The organism is Pseudomonas sp. WP18 (assembly GCF_036689585.1).
Lineage (GTDB): Bacteria > Pseudomonadota > Gammaproteobacteria > Pseudomonadales > Pseudomonadaceae > Aquipseudomonas > Aquipseudomonas chlororaphis_E.
Genome location: NZ_CP144758.1, coordinates 119,416 through 134,137, shown reverse-complemented (window position 1 = coordinate 134,137; position 14,722 = coordinate 119,416). Strand labels below are relative to the sequence as shown.

Here is a 14,722-nt window from a genome sequence, read left to right as displayed (position 1 = left end):
GGAGCTTAAAGCTGCTTCTAATCGTCTTCTTCAATGAATCAAGCAATTCGTGTGGGAGCTCATGGAGCCGCTGCTGTCGTCGATTAAGGAGGTGATCCAGCCGCAGGTTCCCCTACGGCTACCTTGTTACGACTTCACCCCAGTCATGAATCACACCGTGGTAACCGTCCCCCCGAAGGTTAGACTAGCTACTTCTGGTGCAACCCACTCCCATGGTGTGACGGGCGGTGTGTACAAGGCCCGGGAACGTATTCACCGCGACATTCTGATTCGCGATTACTAGCGATTCCGACTTCACGCAGTCGAGTTGCAGACTGCGATCCGGACTACGATCGGTTTTATGGGATTAGCTCCACCTCGCGGCTTGGCAACCCTCTGTACCGACCATTGTAGCACGTGTGTAGCCCAGGCCGTAAGGGCCATGATGACTTGACGTCATCCCCACCTTCCTCCGGTTTGTCACCGGCAGTCTCCTTAGAGTGCCCACCATAACGTGCTGGTAACTAAGGACAAGGGTTGCGCTCGTTACGGGACTTAACCCAACATCTCACGACACGAGCTGACGACAGCCATGCAGCACCTGTCTCAATGCTCCCGAAGGCACCAATCCATCTCTGGAAAGTTCATTGGATGTCAAGGCCTGGTAAGGTTCTTCGCGTTGCTTCGAATTAAACCACATGCTCCACCGCTTGTGCGGGCCCCCGTCAATTCATTTGAGTTTTAACCTTGCGGCCGTACTCCCCAGGCGGTCAACTTAATGCGTTAGCTGCGCCACTAAGAGCTCAAGGCTCCCAACGGCTAGTTGACATCGTTTACGGCGTGGACTACCAGGGTATCTAATCCTGTTTGCTCCCCACGCTTTCGCACCTCAGTGTCAGTATCAGTCCAGGTGGTCGCCTTCGCCACTGGTGTTCCTTCCTATATCTACGCATTTCACCGCTACACAGGAAATTCCACCACCCTCTACCATACTCTAGCTCGACAGTTTTGAATGCAGTTCCCAGGTTGAGCCCGGGGCTTTCACATCCAACTTAACGAACCACCTACGCGCGCTTTACGCCCAGTAATTCCGATTAACGCTTGCACCCTCTGTATTACCGCGGCTGCTGGCACAGAGTTAGCCGGTGCTTATTCTGTCGGTAACGTCAAAATTGCAGAGTATTAATCTACAACCCTTCCTCCCAACTTAAAGTGCTTTACAATCCGAAGACCTTCTTCACACACGCGGCATGGCTGGATCAGGCTTTCGCCCATTGTCCAATATTCCCCACTGCTGCCTCCCGTAGGAGTCTGGACCGTGTCTCAGTTCCAGTGTGACTGATCATCCTCTCAGACCAGTTACGGATCGTCGCCTTGGTGAGCCATTACCTCACCAACTAGCTAATCCGACCTAGGCTCATCTGATAGCGCAAGGCCCGAAGGTCCCCTGCTTTCTCCCGTAGGACGTATGCGGTATTAGCGTTCGTTTCCGAACGTTATCCCCCACTACCAGGCAGATTCCTAGGCATTACTCACCCGTCCGCCGCTCTCAAGAGGTGCAAGCACCTCTCTACCGCTCGACTTGCATGTGTTAGGCCTGCCGCCAGCGTTCAATCTGAGCCATGATCAAACTCTTCAGTTCAAACATCTTTGGGTTTTGAGAAAACCCTAAACTTGGCTCAGCAATCGTTGGTTACATCTTTGATTTCTCGCGGAGTAACTTGTGATGCTGATAATCTGTTGACTAGCAGTCTGACTCCACAAGCACCCACACGAATTGCTTGATTCAGTTGTTAAAGAGCGGTGGTTGATTCTTTCGTCTCAACCGAGGCGCGCATTCTACAGCGCCTGGTGTTGCTGTCAAGCGGTTATTTAAGAAGTTTTTCAAAGCTTCCCGTGGGAAACACTAACAACTTCAACCACTTGCGCTTTCGATCTCTCGTTAGCGGGAGGCGAATTCTACAGCGTTGTTCGCTGCTGTCAACACCTCTTTTTCACCGCTTTCGATCGAGAGGATCGAACCGTTGATAAAGCCAAACGACAGCGCCTTATCCACGGCTTCCGGACTTCGATGAACTGAAGCCCTGCACTGCCTAAAATCGTTTAACTCATTGAAACTCAAGGAGTTTTTCGTTTCGACTGCGCCGGAAGTGGGGCGAATTATAGACGTCTGGAATCTGCCGTCAACACTTAATTTCACTTTCCTATCAATAAGTTAAGTGAGCCCGGAAAACCCTTATTGGGGCCTATCTATATAGAAGGACGGTTTCAAAGAACGCCAGCTTCCTTGAGTGCGGTCACCGCGGCCTCGTCCAACCCCAGCACGCGCCGGAGCACTTCCTGGGTATGTTCCCCCAGCAAAGGCGGCGCGCTGCGGTATTCAACGGGCGTCTCGGACAGACGAATCGGACTAGCCACTTGAGGTACTTTGCCGGCCAGCGCATGAGGCAGCTCCACCGCCAGCCCTCGGGCCTGCACCTGTGGATCCGCGAACACCTGCGCCAGATCATTGATCGGCCCACACGGCACACCCGCCTGCTCCAACTGAGCCACCCATTGCGCCGTGGTCTTGAACACCGTCGCCTGGCGAATCAAGGGGATCAGCACCGTCCGGTTCGCCACCCGCAGTTTATTCGTCGCAAACCGTGGATCATCGGCCCACTGAGGTTGCCCGGCCACCTCGGCGAATTTGCGGAACTGGCTGTCATTACCCACGGTGAGAATGAAGTCGCCATCAGCCGTAGGAAAATCCTGATAAGGCACGATATTCGGATGAGCGTTGCCCAACCGCTTCGGCGCCTGCCCCGTGGTCAGGTAGTTCATCGCCTGGTTGGCCAAACAAGCCACCTGGACGTCCAGCAGGGCCATATCAATGTGCTGCCCGCCACCCACCTGATCGCGATGAGCCAACGCCGCCAGAATCGCAACGGTCGAATACAGGCCCGTAAGGATATCCGTCAGCGCCACCCCGACCTTCACCGGGCCCGCCCCCTCGTCACCTTCAGGCCGACCGGTAAGACTCATCAGGCCGCCGAGCCCCTGGATCATGAAGTCATACCCGGCACGCTTGGCATAAGGTCCAGTCTGGCCAAAGCCGGTAATCGAGCAATAGATCAGTTGCGGATTGATCGCTTTCAGCGAGTCATAGTCCAGGCCATAAGCCGCCAGCCCGCCCACCTTGAAATTCTCGATCAGGATGTCGGACTTGGCCGCAAGCTCCCGAACCAGTTGCTGCCCTTCCGGGCGCGTGAGGTCGATCGTTACCGATTGCTTGTTGCGATTGGCCGACAGGTAATAAGCCGCTTCGGTCGTATTCTCGCCAGACGCATCCTTCAGGAACGGCGGGCCCCAGGCACGCGTGTCGTCACCATTGCCAGGGCGCTCGACCTTGATAACCTCCGCCCCCAGGTCCGCCAGGATCTGTCCGGCCCACGGCCCGGCCAATACTCTCGATAAGTCCAGCACCCGCAGATGCGAAAGCGCGCCCATGACAGCTCTCCTATTAATAGAACGCCTGGATACCGGTTTGCGCACGCCCCAGGATCAGCGCATGAACGTCGTGGGTACCTTCATAGGTGTTCACGACTTCCAGGTTCACCAAATGACGCGCGATACCAAACTCATCGGATATGCCGTTGCCGCCCAGCATGTCCCGCGCCATGCGGGCGATATCCAGGGATTTACCGCAGGAGTTGCGCTTCATGATCGACGTGATTTCGACCGCAGCCGAACCCTCATCCTTCATACGGCCCAGGCGCAGGCAACCCTGCAAGGCCAGCGTGATTTCTGTCTGCATGTCGGCCAGTTTCTTCTGGATCAGCTGATTAGCCGCCAGAGGACGGCCAAACTGCTGGCGATCCAGCGTGTACTGGCGAGCGGTGTGCCAGCAGAATTCAGCAGCACCCAACGCGCCCCAGGAAATGCCATAGCGTGCCGAGTTCAAGCAAGTGAACGGCCCCTTCAGGCCACGCACATCCGGGAAGATGTTTTCTTCGGGGACAAACACGTTATCCATGACGATCTCGCCGGTGATCGACGCACGCAAACCAACCTTGCCATGGATGGCCGGAGCGCTCAGGCCTTTCCAGCCTTTTTCGAGAACGAAGCCGCGGATATCGCCCGCGTCATCCTTACCCCAGACGACAAACACGTCGGCTATCGGGCTGTTGGTGATCCACATCTTGCTGCCCGTCAGGCTGTAGCCGCCTTCCACCTTGCGCGCACGAGTAATCATCGCGCCAGGGTCGGAACCGTGGTTCGGCTCCGTCAGGCCAAAGCAGCCGATCCATTCACCGGAGGCCAGCTTGGGCAAGTACTTCTGCTTCTGTGCTTCGGTGCCAAATTCATTGATCGGCACCATGACCAAGGAGGATTGGACGCTCATCATCGAGCGATAGCCGGAATCGACACGCTCCACTTCACGCGCAATCAGGCCATAGCTGACATAGTTCAGCCCGCTGCCACCGTATTGTTCGGGAATGGTTGCACCCAGCAGCCCCACTTCGCCCATCTCGCGAAAGATCGCCGGGTCGGTCTTTTCATGACGGAAAGCTTCCAGCACCCGCGGCGCCAGCTTCTGCTGGGCAAACTGCTCGGCAGTGTCGCGGATCATGCGCTCTTCTTCGGTGAGTTGCTGGTCCAGCAACAATGGATCGATCCAGTTGAAGCTCGCTTTACCGGCCATGAAAGAGTCCTCGCCAATTAGATGAAAATCGTGGGTTGATCCTAGGCGCGGTTTCCTACAAGGGCAAACGAGGATTACGCATCCTCTTGTGCTAATTTCTCACTCCGTAAATGCCGTATACCCTGTTTACAACGGTAATGAGTGAGGTAGCCGTACATGCGCCGCAAAATCCCCAGTACCGCCGCCCTGATCAGCTTCGAGGCCGCCGCCCGGCATGAGAGCTTCACCAAGGCCGCTCAAGAACTTTCCCTGACCCAAGGTGCCATCTGCCGACAGATCGCGGGCCTGGAAGACTTCCTCAGCGTCGAGCTTTTTCGACGTTCACGGCGAGGAGTCAAATTGACCGAGGCAGGCCTTTCCTACAGTCGGCGGGTGGCCGCTCAATTGGATGCCGTTGAGCGAGATGCGCTGTCAGTGATGGGGCATACCGGTGCGAACGTGATCGAGCTGGCTGTGGTCCCGACGTTCGGTACCCAATGGCTGCTGCCCCGCCTCAAGGATTTCCAACAGCAGCACCCGGAGGTCACCGTTAACCTGACGAACCGCACACGACCCTTTCTCTTTGCAGACACGGAATTTGACGCCGCCATCTATTTCGGTGATGCGGACTGGTCCGGGACCGAGTCCCACAAACTGATGGGTGAGAATCCGATGCCGGTGTGCAGCCCAGCACTACTGGATGGCCGCAAAGGTCTGACGCCAGAAGCCATCGCCGAACTCCCCCTGCTCCAGCAGACCACTCGTCCTTATGCATGGCGCCAATGGTTCAACGCCCAGAACCTGAACATCGCTCGCGACCTGACAGGCCCGCGTTATGAACTATTCTCCATGCTGGCCCAAGCGGCCATGCACGACATGGGCATTGCCCTGATCCCGCCGTTTCTGATCCAGCGCGAACTGGCGGAAAAGCGCCTGGTCATTGCCAATCGCAGCGCGCTGTCGAGCATCAAGGCTTATTACCTGATGATCCCGGAACGCAAGGTGGAGTCGGCGTCGCTCCGTGCTTTTCGTGATTGGCTGGTGGATCAGGCCAAGGACTATCACCTTGAAAAATAGCCATAAATCGATAACCGACTCCGGTAGTCAGCTAATAAAAAGCGCTACAGATATAAGTTTTTGTCGCTTTCAGTCAATCTGTTGGAAATCAGTACGGTAGTCTCGAAAGCGTTTAAATACGTGGCTTTGAGCCATATCGCCATATTCACCAATGCATATTCACCTGATTCATGGCAAAACCTTTGAAAACCCCCTGAAGCCTTACGGGGCAAGGGTTTCAGAGGAACGTCCAGGGGCGCTTGCGACATTCGGTCACAGGGTGACTTGTAGTTAATTTTCCGTCACACGTCATAATCCCTTGAAGGCCTGAATTTTCGCCTGCAAAATGCCGCGCCCCGCCTGAATCAGTGGGGCCGTGCTGATCCGCCGCCCCAACCGCACCATCCGAAGTGCATGGGTTTACTCAATAAGATCACGCAGGAGATTTGACGTGCACATTGGTGTTCCCCTCGAAACCCAACCGGGTGAAACACGGGTTGCTGCTACCCCGGAAACCATCAAGAAGCTGATCGGCCAAGGCCACAAAGTCACCGTCCAGAGCGGCGCCGGCATCAAGGCCAGCGTTATCGACAGTGCTTACGAGGCAGCAGGCGCCACCATTGGCAGCGCCAGCGAGGCATTCGGCGCCGAGCTGATTCTCAAGGTGGTCGCCCCCAACGACAGCGAACTGACGTTGATCAAACGCGGCACCGTTCTGGTAGGCATGCTCAACCCGTTCAACAACGAAACCATCGCCAAGCTGGCCGAGTGCGGCATTACCGCGTTCGCCCTGGAGGCCGCGCCGCGCACCTCGCGCGCGCAAAGCCTGGATGTGCTGTCATCTCAAGCGAACATTGCCGGCTACAAGGCCGTGCTGTTGGCTGCCCACTACTACCCACGCTTCATGCCGATGCTGATGACCGCGGCGGGTACCGTGAAAGCGGCGCGCGTGCTGATTCTCGGCGCGGGTGTGGCCGGGTTGCAGGCGATTGCCACGGCTAAGCGCCTGGGTGCAGTGATCGAGGCTTCGGATGTGCGTCCGGCTGTGAAGGAACAGATCGAGTCCCTCGGCGCCAAGTTCGTAGACGTGCCTTACGAAACCGACGAGGAGCGTGAGTGCGCCGTTGGCGTGGGCGGTTACGCCCGGCCAATGCCCGCCAGTTGGATGCAGCGCCAGGCGCAAGCCGTGCATGAGCGCGCCAAACAGGCCGACATCGTCATCACCACCGCGTTGATCCCGGGCCGCAAGGCTCCGACCCTGCTGAGCGCCGACACCGTCGCGCAGATGAAACCCGGCTCGGTGGTCATCGACCTCGCCGCAGCCCAGGGCGGCAACTGCCCGCTGACCGTGGCCGATCAAGTGGTGGTCGAGCATGGCGTGACCATCGTCGGCCCGACCAACCTGGCCGGTGAGGTCGCCGCTGACGCGTCGGCGCTGTATGCCCGCAACCTGCTGGACTTCCTGAAGCTGGTCTTCACCAAGGAAGGTCAGTTCGACGTGAACCTGGAAGACGACATCGTCGCCGCGTGCCTGATGTGCCGCGATGGCCAGGTCATCCGCAAAAACGCCTAAGCAGGGATTCAGACAATGGAAGAGCTTATCTCCCCCGGTATCTACAACCTGATCATCTTCGTGCTGGCTATTTATGTCGGTTACCACGTGGTCTGGAACGTCACACCTGCGCTGCACACGCCATTGATGGCGGTGACCAACGCCATTTCGGCCATCGTGATCGTCGGCGCCATGCTCGCCGCCGCGCTGACGGTCACGCCCCTGGGCAAAACCATGGGCACCCTCGCTGTGGCCCTGGCCGCCGTGAACGTGTTCGGTGGCTTCCTGGTGACGCGCCGCATGCTTGAAATGTTCAAGAAAAAAGCCCCGAAAGCCGTAAAAGAAGAGGCGCCCAAGTAATGAGCATGAACCTGGTAACGACGCTCTACCTGATCGCGTCGATCTGCTTCATCCAGGCCCTCAAAGGCCTGTCGCACCCGACCACGTCCCGTCGCGGCAACCTGTTCGGCATGCTCGGCATGGCGCTGGCGGTCCTCACCACCGTCGGCCTCATTTATAAGCTGGGCGCTGAGCTGGCAACCGCCGGCATCGGCTACGTCATCGTCGGCCTGCTGATCGGCGGTACCGCCGGCTCGATCATGGCCAAACGCGTCGAGATGACCAAGATGCCGGAACTGGTCGCTTTCATGCACAGCATGATCGGCCTGGCAGCGGTGTTCATCGCCATTGCCGCCGTCGTCGAGCCGCAATCGCTGGGCATCGTCAAGCAACTGGGCGATTCGATTCCGGCCGGTAACCGCCTAGAGCTGTTCCTCGGCGCGGCAATTGGTGCAATCACCTTCTCCGGCTCGGTGATCGCCTTCGGCAAGCTGTCCGGCAAGTACAAGTTCCGCCTGTTCCAGGGCGCACCCGTACAGTTCGGTGGCCAGCACAAGCTCAACCTGATCCTGGGCCTGGCCACGCTGGGCCTGGGCCTGACCTTCATGTTCACTGGCAACCTCGGCGCATTCGCCTTGATGCTGGCCCTGGCGTTCGTGCTGGGCGTGTTGATCATTATCCCGATCGGTGGCGCCGACATGCCGGTGGTGGTGTCGATGCTCAACAGTTATTCGGGTTGGGCAGCCGCGGGCATTGGCTTCTCGCTGAACAACTCGATGCTGATCATCGCCGGCTCCCTGGTGGGTTCGAGCGGTGCGATCCTGTCGTACATCATGTGCAAGGCGATGAACCGTTCGTTCTTCAACGTGCTGCTGGGCGGCTTCGGCAACAGCGCCGACGCGGCAGGCCCGGCCGGTTCGCAAGAGGCCCGTCCGGTGAAGTCCGGTTCGGCGGACGATGCGACGTTCCTGCTGACCAACGCCGACACGGTCATCATCGTTCCGGGCTACGGCCTGGCGGTGGCACGCGCACAACACGCGTTGAAAGAGCTGACCGAGAAGCTGACCCACCACGGCGTAACGGTGAAATACGCGATCCACCCGGTGGCGGGCCGCATGCCCGGGCACATGAACGTACTGCTGGCCGAGGCCGAAGTGCCTTATGACCAGGTGTTCGAGATGGAGGACATCAACTCCGAGTTCGGCCAGGCCGATGTGGTGCTGGTGCTCGGCGCCAACGACGTGGTCAACCCGGCGGCGAAGAACGATCCGAAATCGCCGATTGCCGGCATGCCGATCCTCGAGGCCTTCAAGGCCAAGACCATCATCGTCAACAAGCGCTCCATGGCCAGCGGCTACGCCGGCCTGGATAACGAACTGTTCTACCTCGACAAGACCATGATGGTCTTCGGTGACGCCAAGAAGGTCATCGAAGACATGGTCAAAGCCGTGGAATAAACACTCCCTCGCTTCGTCAAAACGCCCCGCCTCGTCGGGGCGTTTTGATTTGTATCAAGGCCCAGCGTTACCGATCCGGTAATAATGTTTTGCCTGAAACCCCCGTAATAGACGCCTTAAATGCGACTTTTGTAGCGGGTCGGGCATGGCGCGAATTCACTAGACTGCGCACTCCTTGCTTCCAGCCCGAGATAACACACCATGTACCGTGATCGCATCCGCCTGCCTTCGTTGTTGAACAAAGTGATGAGCGCCGAGCAAGCCGCCCTGCTGATCCAGGACGGGATGACCGTCGGCATGAGCGGTTTCACCCGTGCCGGCGAAGCGAAAGCGGTACCTCACGCGCTGGCCCAACGCGCCAAGGTCACTCCGCTGAAGATCAGCCTGATGACCGGTGCGAGCCTGGGGAACGACCTCGACAAAGAGCTCACCGAAGCCGGCGTACTGGCCCGGCGTATGCCCTTCCAGGTCGATAGCACGCTGCGCAAGGCGATCAACGCAGGCGAAGTGATGTTCATCGACCAGCATCTTTCGGAAACCGTCGAGCAACTGCGCAACGCCCAACTCAAGCTGCCCGATGTTGCCGTGATCGAAGCCGTCGCCATCACCGAGCAAGGCCACATCGTACCGACCACGTCGGTGGGCAACTCCGCCAGCTTCGCCATCTTTGCCCGACAGGTGATCGTGGAAATCAACCTGGCCCACAATCCGAACCTGGAAGGGTTGCATGACATCTATATTCCGACCTATCGGCCGACCCGCACGCCAATACCGCTGGTGAAGGTCGACGACCGCATTGGCAGTACCGCGATCCCGATCCCGCCGGAAAAAATCGCCGCCATCGTCATCACCCATCAGGGCGATTCACCCTCGACCGTCACGCCACCGGATAACGACACCCAGGCCATTGCAGATCACCTGATCGAGTTCTTCAAGCAGGAAGTGGCGGCTGGGCGCCTGACCAACAAGCTCGGCCCGCTGCAGGCCGGCATCGGCAATATTGCCAACGCGGTGATGTGCGGGTTGATCGACTCTCCGTTCGAAGACCTGACCATGTATTCCGAAGTCCTGCAGGACTCCACGTTCGATTTGATCGACGCCGGCAAACTGAGCTTCGCCTCGGGCAGCTCCATCACGCTGTCGAGCCGGCGCAATGCCGATGTGTTCGGGAACCTGGAGCGCTACCAGGACAAACTGGTCCTGCGCCCACAGGAAATTTCCAACCATCCCGAGGTGGTGCGCCGCCTGGGCATCATTGGTATCAACACTGCGCTGGAGTTCGACCTGTATGGCAACGTCAACTCTACCCACGTCTGTGGCACACGGATGATGAACGGCATCGGCGGCTCGGGGGACTTTGCCCGTAATGCGCACCTGTCCATTTTCGTCACCAAGTCGATTGCCAAGGGCGGTGCGATTTCCAGCGTCGTGCCAATGGTCAGCCATGTGGACCATACCGAGCATGATGTCGACATCCTGGTGACCGAGATCGGCCTCGCCGACCTTCGGGGCCTGGCTCCAAGGGAACGGGCACGCGTGGTCATCGACAAGTGTGTGCACCCTAGCTATCGCGAGGCCTTGAACCAGTATTTCGAAGCAGCATGCAAACTGGGAGGCCATACCCCGCACATTCTGCGTGATGCACTGAGTTGGCACGTGAACCTGGAAGAAACCGGTCGCATGTTGGCGGTTTGACACAGTTGGATCGGCCTATTGGCAATTACAGTTTTGGCCATGCTCGGCAACTCAGCTCACTCTCGTCAAAAACTGTACTGCTGTACCGGTGTTTTCTTACAGTCTTTTCCTAGAAACACTTGCCAGACCTCCAGTTTCGCACCAAGTTGGAGCACATAGGTACAGTTGCCTCAATATCGACCAGTACACCGCTGTTTAACAGTTAACTGGTCTCTCACAATACAGGTGAACTGTATCTAGAGAGACTGGCCAAACGAGAGGATCATGGGCACCAGTCAAACCACTACCTAATCCCGCCACAAGCGGAAGGATGTCACCATGGAACGTACACTCAGTTCCGAGCTGTTCTTCGAAGACAACGCTGCAAAAAACCAGGCTTCCCTGCCTCTTCGCGTTATTGCCAACCTGATGCTGTGGCAGCGCCGCATCGCCAGCCGCCATCAACTGGCTCGTCTGGATTCGCGCCTGCTGGCTGACGCCGGTATCAGCGAAGCACAACGCTACGAAGAGCTGAGCAAGCCGTTCTGGCGCTAACTCAGCGTCGCTGGCCCTGACCCTCCGGGTCCACCGCCAGCACTGAATTGAACAAACAAGACCCGTCGTGGGAAACCACGACGGGTCTTGTCGTTTCAGGTCCTCGATAGGGTAAAAAAGCGGCACCATAACAGTTTATAGATTAATAAAAATCTACCAGCACAGTTATGTTGGAGGCGGCACTGAATCAATGACATCAGAACTGATCAGTCATGCAGGGCTGCCAGCCGACTCGTTCTGCCCTAATATCGGTGCAACCGTGGCGAAGCGAGTCGAGCATGCGTCTCCTCTCCAGCTACACGCACCGACATCACCTCAATGCCCAAGGAGTTCCATCATGACCCGTCTTCGTCTGCTTAGCGCAGTTGCCTTGCTGGCCGTAGCCGCCCAGTCCAACGCCAGCAGCTTCATCGTCACGACCGATTCCCTCGTCGGCGCATTGAAGGCCACTTCCGACGCGACCTCCGATGCCACTTCGTCACTGCGGGACAACAAAATCGTCCAGGCGGCCCGTGACGACGCCGCCAGCTTCGTGGCCAGCGAAGGTGCCATTCGCGGCGTGAAGCTGGAAAGCGCCCTGGACTACATCCGCCACCAGGCACCTCAGTTGAACGCCACCGACGCGCAGTTGGCCCAGGCCATCCTGGTTATCTGATGCAACATGAAACATCGGGCTTCAAAATATGTTCCGATGTTTCAACGCTGGCTCTGGGCCGGGGGTTTGCGCTAGCCTTCAGGTCCACCGTCAACCGTCGAGCCCCATGCGTTTTTACTCAGATCTGTTCTTAGCAATTGCCTGTGTAGCGGCGTGCTGGTCTGTTCCGGCCCATGCCTTCGATGTGTCCACGCAGCAAGTGGTGGCCAGCGGCTATGCCACGAGCATGGTGACCTCTGCGCCCTTCGACCATAAACTGATCGTCGCCGCTCACGATGACGCCGCGGCGTTTGTCGCCAGTGACGGACAGCTGCGAGGTGCACAACTGGAATCGGCCCTGGACTACCTGCGCCGGACCCAACCAAACCTTCACGTCAGCGACCTTGAACTGGCACAAGCAATTCTCGTCCAATAGTTATCTTTATTCTCCGGAGTCGTTCCATGCGTAGCCCGCTGATTGCTGCCGCCCTAGGCCTGCTGGTACTGGCCGATGTGGCCCAGGCACATACCCTGGTAGCCACCAGTAACATCATCGTCCGCGCCTCCCAGCGCACGATCGATTTCACTTCCGACACCACCACGTCGATCCGCGATTCGAAAATCGTCCGCGAAGCCCACGACGATGCCGCTAGTTTTGTCGCCAGCAATGGCGAGATCCGTGGCGCTCATCTCGAGGCAGCCTTCGACACCTTGCGCACCCGCGTGCCGGAAGCGCGTGACGCCAGCGACCAGGTTCTCGCCGAAGCCATCCTCGCATTGTGAGGCGGCTCGCCGCCTGGCTGACGGCCGGGGTCCTGTTGCTCATGGGCAGCACGGCCCAGGCCGGCCTGCAACTGCACCTCAACACCGAAGGGCTCAGCCCCGCACAACAGCAGGCCAGCCAGGCGCTGCTCGATGAGGCCATGCAGGCCCTGCCGCCGCGCTTCATCGAACGTCTGGACCGACGCATCGATGTCGGCTGGACCGACCAGATGCCAGCCAATGCTTACGGCCAGGCTTCGCTGGTGTCGCAACTGGACCTCAACAGCAACCTGCTCGACAGCCTCACCGACGGCAGCGCCGCGACCCAAAAGACCCACCGCCCCCACGGCACTGTGCGGCGAGAGATGCTCGCCACGGTGCTCCATGAACTGACCCACATCTATGACCGTTCGCGTCTATGGCCTGATGCCGAACGCGCGCTGATCCAGCGCTGCACCCGACGCAACGACAGCGCCGGGCTGATCGGCCTTCCAGACGAATGCCGCGGTCAGAACGGCCGCCGCTTTACCCTCAGCGATGATCCACGCTTGCTGGACCTCGCCGGCTGGCCGCAGTACGTAGGTCGGCGCGGCGAACGGGAACAACACAATCGCCAGGTCGCCCGCAGCCCGGACCTCTACGAAACAAGCAGCCCCAAGGAATTCGTCGCGGTCAACATGGAGTACTTCCTCCTGGACTCCAGCTATGCCTGCCGCCGACCCGCCCTGTACCGTTATTATCAGGAACACTTCGGCTGGGCTCCCGCTGCCAAGGACGCCTGCGCCAAGTCGTTCGCCTTCCTCAACGCCGGCAACGACTTCGCGAAGACCCCGCTGGGCAAGGTCGACCCGGAGCGAGTCTACGCCATCGATTATCTGCTGGCCGAAGCCAATCAGAACTGGGTCAGCCGCTGGGGCCACAGCATGCTGCGACTGGTGATCTGTGCTCCAGGCCGCCCCCGTGGCCCCGACTGCCGGCTGGACCTGGACCAACACCTGGTGCTGTCGTATCGCGCTTTCGTGGGCGATGTGCAGTTGTCCAGTTGGGACGGCCTGGTGGGCAAATACCCGTCGCGCCTGTTCGTATTGCCGTTGTCCCAGGTGATCGACGAGTACACCAAGACCGAACTACGCAGCCTGGCGTCGGTGCCACTGAAGCTGTCACGCCGCGAAATCGAGGAAACCGTCGAACACGCCGCCGAAATGCACTGGAGCTATGACGGCAACTATTACTTCCTGTCCAATAACTGCGCAGTCGAGAGCTTGAAACTGCTGCGCAGCGGCAGTAACAACCAGCAACTCACCGGCCTGGACAGCATCATGCCCAATGGTTTGCTGGAAGTGCTCAAGGGTCGGGGCCTGGCCGACACCAGCGTGCTGGACGACCCCAAGGAAGCCTTGCGCCTGGGCTACCGCTTCGACTCGTTCCGCGAACGCTACCAGGCCATGTTCAACGTGCTGAAAAAGTACCTGCCCATCAAGCAACAAACCGTGGAAGACTGGCTGGCCCTGGATGCCGCCGAGCGCCGCGTCTGGTTCGAGCAGGCCGATCTGCGCACCAGCGCGGCATTGCTGTTGCTGGAGCAGGCCAGCTACCGCCGGCAGTTGCTGCTGGCCCAGGACGAGGTCAAGCAACGCTACCTCGGAGCCCGCGAGCTGCAAAACGGCGGCATGGAAAGGGCGAATGCCACGCTGCAACAGATTCTCGCCAACAGCGGTTTTCTGAGCCGCCCCGCCGAGTTGCTGGGCACAAGCGGCTACGGACTGCCCCAACCCAGTGAGTGGCAGCGCCTGGAATCGGAGAGCAACTTGCGACAGAAACAGTTGCAAACGCTGACCGGCGACCTGGACAAGGAAGTCCGGGCATTACTGGAGCCAAGCCGCGCCGCCGAAATTGCAGCGAGCGAGGCCAACGTCAAAGAGATCGGCGAGCACCTGCGAAAACTGCACAAGGCAGGCGGAGGGTTGGAGTTGCCCTGACGCCAGCCACCGACCACGTCATGCACAACAAAAAAGGGTTCAGAACCTGGTTCTGAACCCTTTTTCGTATCC

13 protein-coding genes and 1 rRNA gene are annotated in these 14,722 nt (G+C 58.7%); 10 read left to right on the top strand and 4 right to left on the bottom strand.

Going from position 1 to position 14,722, the window contains the following annotated elements; translation table 11 throughout:
• Positions 1 to 84: 84 nt before the first annotated feature.
• From V5F23_RS00620 to V5F23_RS00605, 4 genes are all read right to left on the bottom strand, one after another.
• Positions 85 to 1,621 (bottom strand): 16S ribosomal RNA (locus V5F23_RS00620).
• 300 nt (positions 1,622 to 1,921) lie between these two features.
• A complete protein-coding gene (locus V5F23_RS00615) occupies positions 1,922 to 2,101 on the bottom strand; it encodes a hypothetical protein (RefSeq protein ID WP_212803232.1) in 180 nt (59 codons plus the stop codon).
• A gap of 146 nt (positions 2,102 to 2,247) precedes the next feature.
• Entirely contained in the window at positions 2,248 to 3,468 is a 1,221-nt protein-coding gene (locus tag V5F23_RS00610; protein ID WP_212803231.1) for a CaiB/BaiF CoA-transferase family protein, read from the bottom strand.
• Positions 3,469 to 3,481: 13 nt separating this feature from the next.
• Complete coding sequence (locus V5F23_RS00605) at positions 3,482 to 4,663, bottom strand: acyl-CoA dehydrogenase (protein ID WP_039593369.1); 1,182 nt, start codon at positions 4,661 to 4,663, stop codon at positions 3,482 to 3,484.
• Positions 4,664 to 4,819: 156 nt separating this feature from the next.
• On the opposite strand from V5F23_RS00605, the gene V5F23_RS00600 reads away from it, so the two are divergent.
• The 10 genes from V5F23_RS00600 (at position 4,820) to V5F23_RS00555 (ending at position 14,650) form a co-directional block, all read left to right on the top strand.
• The gene (locus tag V5F23_RS00600) at positions 4,820 to 5,719 is read left to right on the top strand and encodes a LysR family transcriptional regulator (RefSeq protein ID WP_123579331.1); all 900 of its coding nucleotides are present in this window, start codon (positions 4,820 to 4,822) and stop codon (positions 5,717 to 5,719) included.
• A gap of 430 nt (positions 5,720 to 6,149) precedes the next feature.
• Positions 6,150 to 7,271, top strand: coding sequence for a Re/Si-specific NAD(P)(+) transhydrogenase subunit alpha (locus V5F23_RS00595; RefSeq protein WP_042731839.1), 1,122 nt, complete (start codon positions 6,150 to 6,152; stop codon positions 7,269 to 7,271).
• A 15-nt stretch (positions 7,272 to 7,286) separates the two neighbouring features.
• The gene (locus tag V5F23_RS00590; RefSeq protein ID WP_003187010.1) at positions 7,287 to 7,610 is read left to right on the top strand and encodes an NAD(P) transhydrogenase subunit alpha; all 324 of its coding nucleotides are present in this window, start codon (positions 7,287 to 7,289) and stop codon (positions 7,608 to 7,610) included.
• Positions 7,610 to 9,046, top strand: a complete 1,437-nt coding sequence (locus V5F23_RS00585) for an NAD(P)(+) transhydrogenase (Re/Si-specific) subunit beta (RefSeq protein WP_042731840.1) — start codon at positions 7,610 to 7,612, stop codon at positions 9,044 to 9,046. Before V5F23_RS00590 ends, V5F23_RS00585 begins: the two co-directional genes overlap by 1 nt.
• Before the next feature lie 201 nt (positions 9,047 to 9,247).
• The gene (locus V5F23_RS00580) at positions 9,248 to 10,741 is read left to right on the top strand and encodes an acetyl-CoA hydrolase/transferase family protein (protein WP_042731841.1); all 1,494 of its coding nucleotides are present in this window, start codon (positions 9,248 to 9,250) and stop codon (positions 10,739 to 10,741) included.
• 318 nt (positions 10,742 to 11,059) lie between these two features.
• A complete protein-coding gene (locus tag V5F23_RS00575) occupies positions 11,060 to 11,275 on the top strand; it encodes a DUF1127 domain-containing protein (protein ID WP_042730562.1) in 216 nt (71 codons plus the stop codon).
• A gap of 337 nt (positions 11,276 to 11,612) precedes the next feature.
• Positions 11,613 to 11,930, top strand: coding sequence for a DUF2388 domain-containing protein (locus tag V5F23_RS00570; RefSeq protein ID WP_042730544.1), 318 nt, complete (start codon positions 11,613 to 11,615; stop codon positions 11,928 to 11,930).
• Positions 11,931 to 12,036: 106 nt separating this feature from the next.
• Positions 12,037 to 12,345, top strand: a complete 309-nt coding sequence (locus V5F23_RS00565; protein ID WP_212803230.1) for a DUF2388 domain-containing protein — start codon at positions 12,037 to 12,039, stop codon at positions 12,343 to 12,345.
• Positions 12,346 to 12,371: 26 nt separating this feature from the next.
• Positions 12,372 to 12,692 carry a DUF2388 domain-containing protein gene (locus V5F23_RS00560; protein WP_003187020.1) on the top strand — a complete coding sequence of 107 codons (321 nt, stop codon included), beginning with the start codon at positions 12,372 to 12,374 and terminating at the stop codon, positions 12,690 to 12,692.
• A complete protein-coding gene (locus V5F23_RS00555; protein ID WP_042730546.1) occupies positions 12,689 to 14,650 on the top strand; it encodes a DUF4105 domain-containing protein in 1,962 nt (653 codons plus the stop codon). The genes V5F23_RS00560 and V5F23_RS00555 overlap by 4 nt, the downstream gene beginning before the upstream one ends.
• The last annotated feature ends 72 nt before the right edge of the window (positions 14,651 to 14,722 follow it).

Excerpts from the sequence above, each read along its gene's own strand:
- V5F23_RS00610 (WP_212803231.1), bottom strand. The coding sequence starts at position 3,468 with ATGGGCGCGCTTTCGCATCTGCGGGTGCTGGACTTATCGAGAGTATTG.
- V5F23_RS00605 (WP_039593369.1), bottom strand. The coding sequence starts at position 4,663 with ATGGCCGGTAAAGCGAGCTTCAACTGGATCGATCCATTGTTGCTGGAC.
- V5F23_RS00600 (WP_123579331.1), top strand. The coding sequence starts at position 4,820 with ATGCGCCGCAAAATCCCCAGTACCGCCGCCCTGATCAGCTTCGAGGCC.
- V5F23_RS00590 (WP_003187010.1), top strand. The coding sequence starts at position 7,287 with ATGGAAGAGCTTATCTCCCCCGGTATCTACAACCTGATCATCTTCGTG.
- V5F23_RS00585 (WP_042731840.1), top strand. The coding sequence starts at position 7,610 with ATGAGCATGAACCTGGTAACGACGCTCTACCTGATCGCGTCGATCTGC.
- V5F23_RS00580 (WP_042731841.1), top strand. The coding sequence starts at position 9,248 with ATGTACCGTGATCGCATCCGCCTGCCTTCGTTGTTGAACAAAGTGATG.
- V5F23_RS00575 (WP_042730562.1), top strand. The coding sequence starts at position 11,060 with ATGGAACGTACACTCAGTTCCGAGCTGTTCTTCGAAGACAACGCTGCA.
- V5F23_RS00570 (WP_042730544.1), top strand. The coding sequence starts at position 11,613 with ATGACCCGTCTTCGTCTGCTTAGCGCAGTTGCCTTGCTGGCCGTAGCC.
- V5F23_RS00565 (WP_212803230.1), top strand. The coding sequence starts at position 12,037 with ATGCGTTTTTACTCAGATCTGTTCTTAGCAATTGCCTGTGTAGCGGCG.
- V5F23_RS00560 (WP_003187020.1), top strand. The coding sequence starts at position 12,372 with ATGCGTAGCCCGCTGATTGCTGCCGCCCTAGGCCTGCTGGTACTGGCC.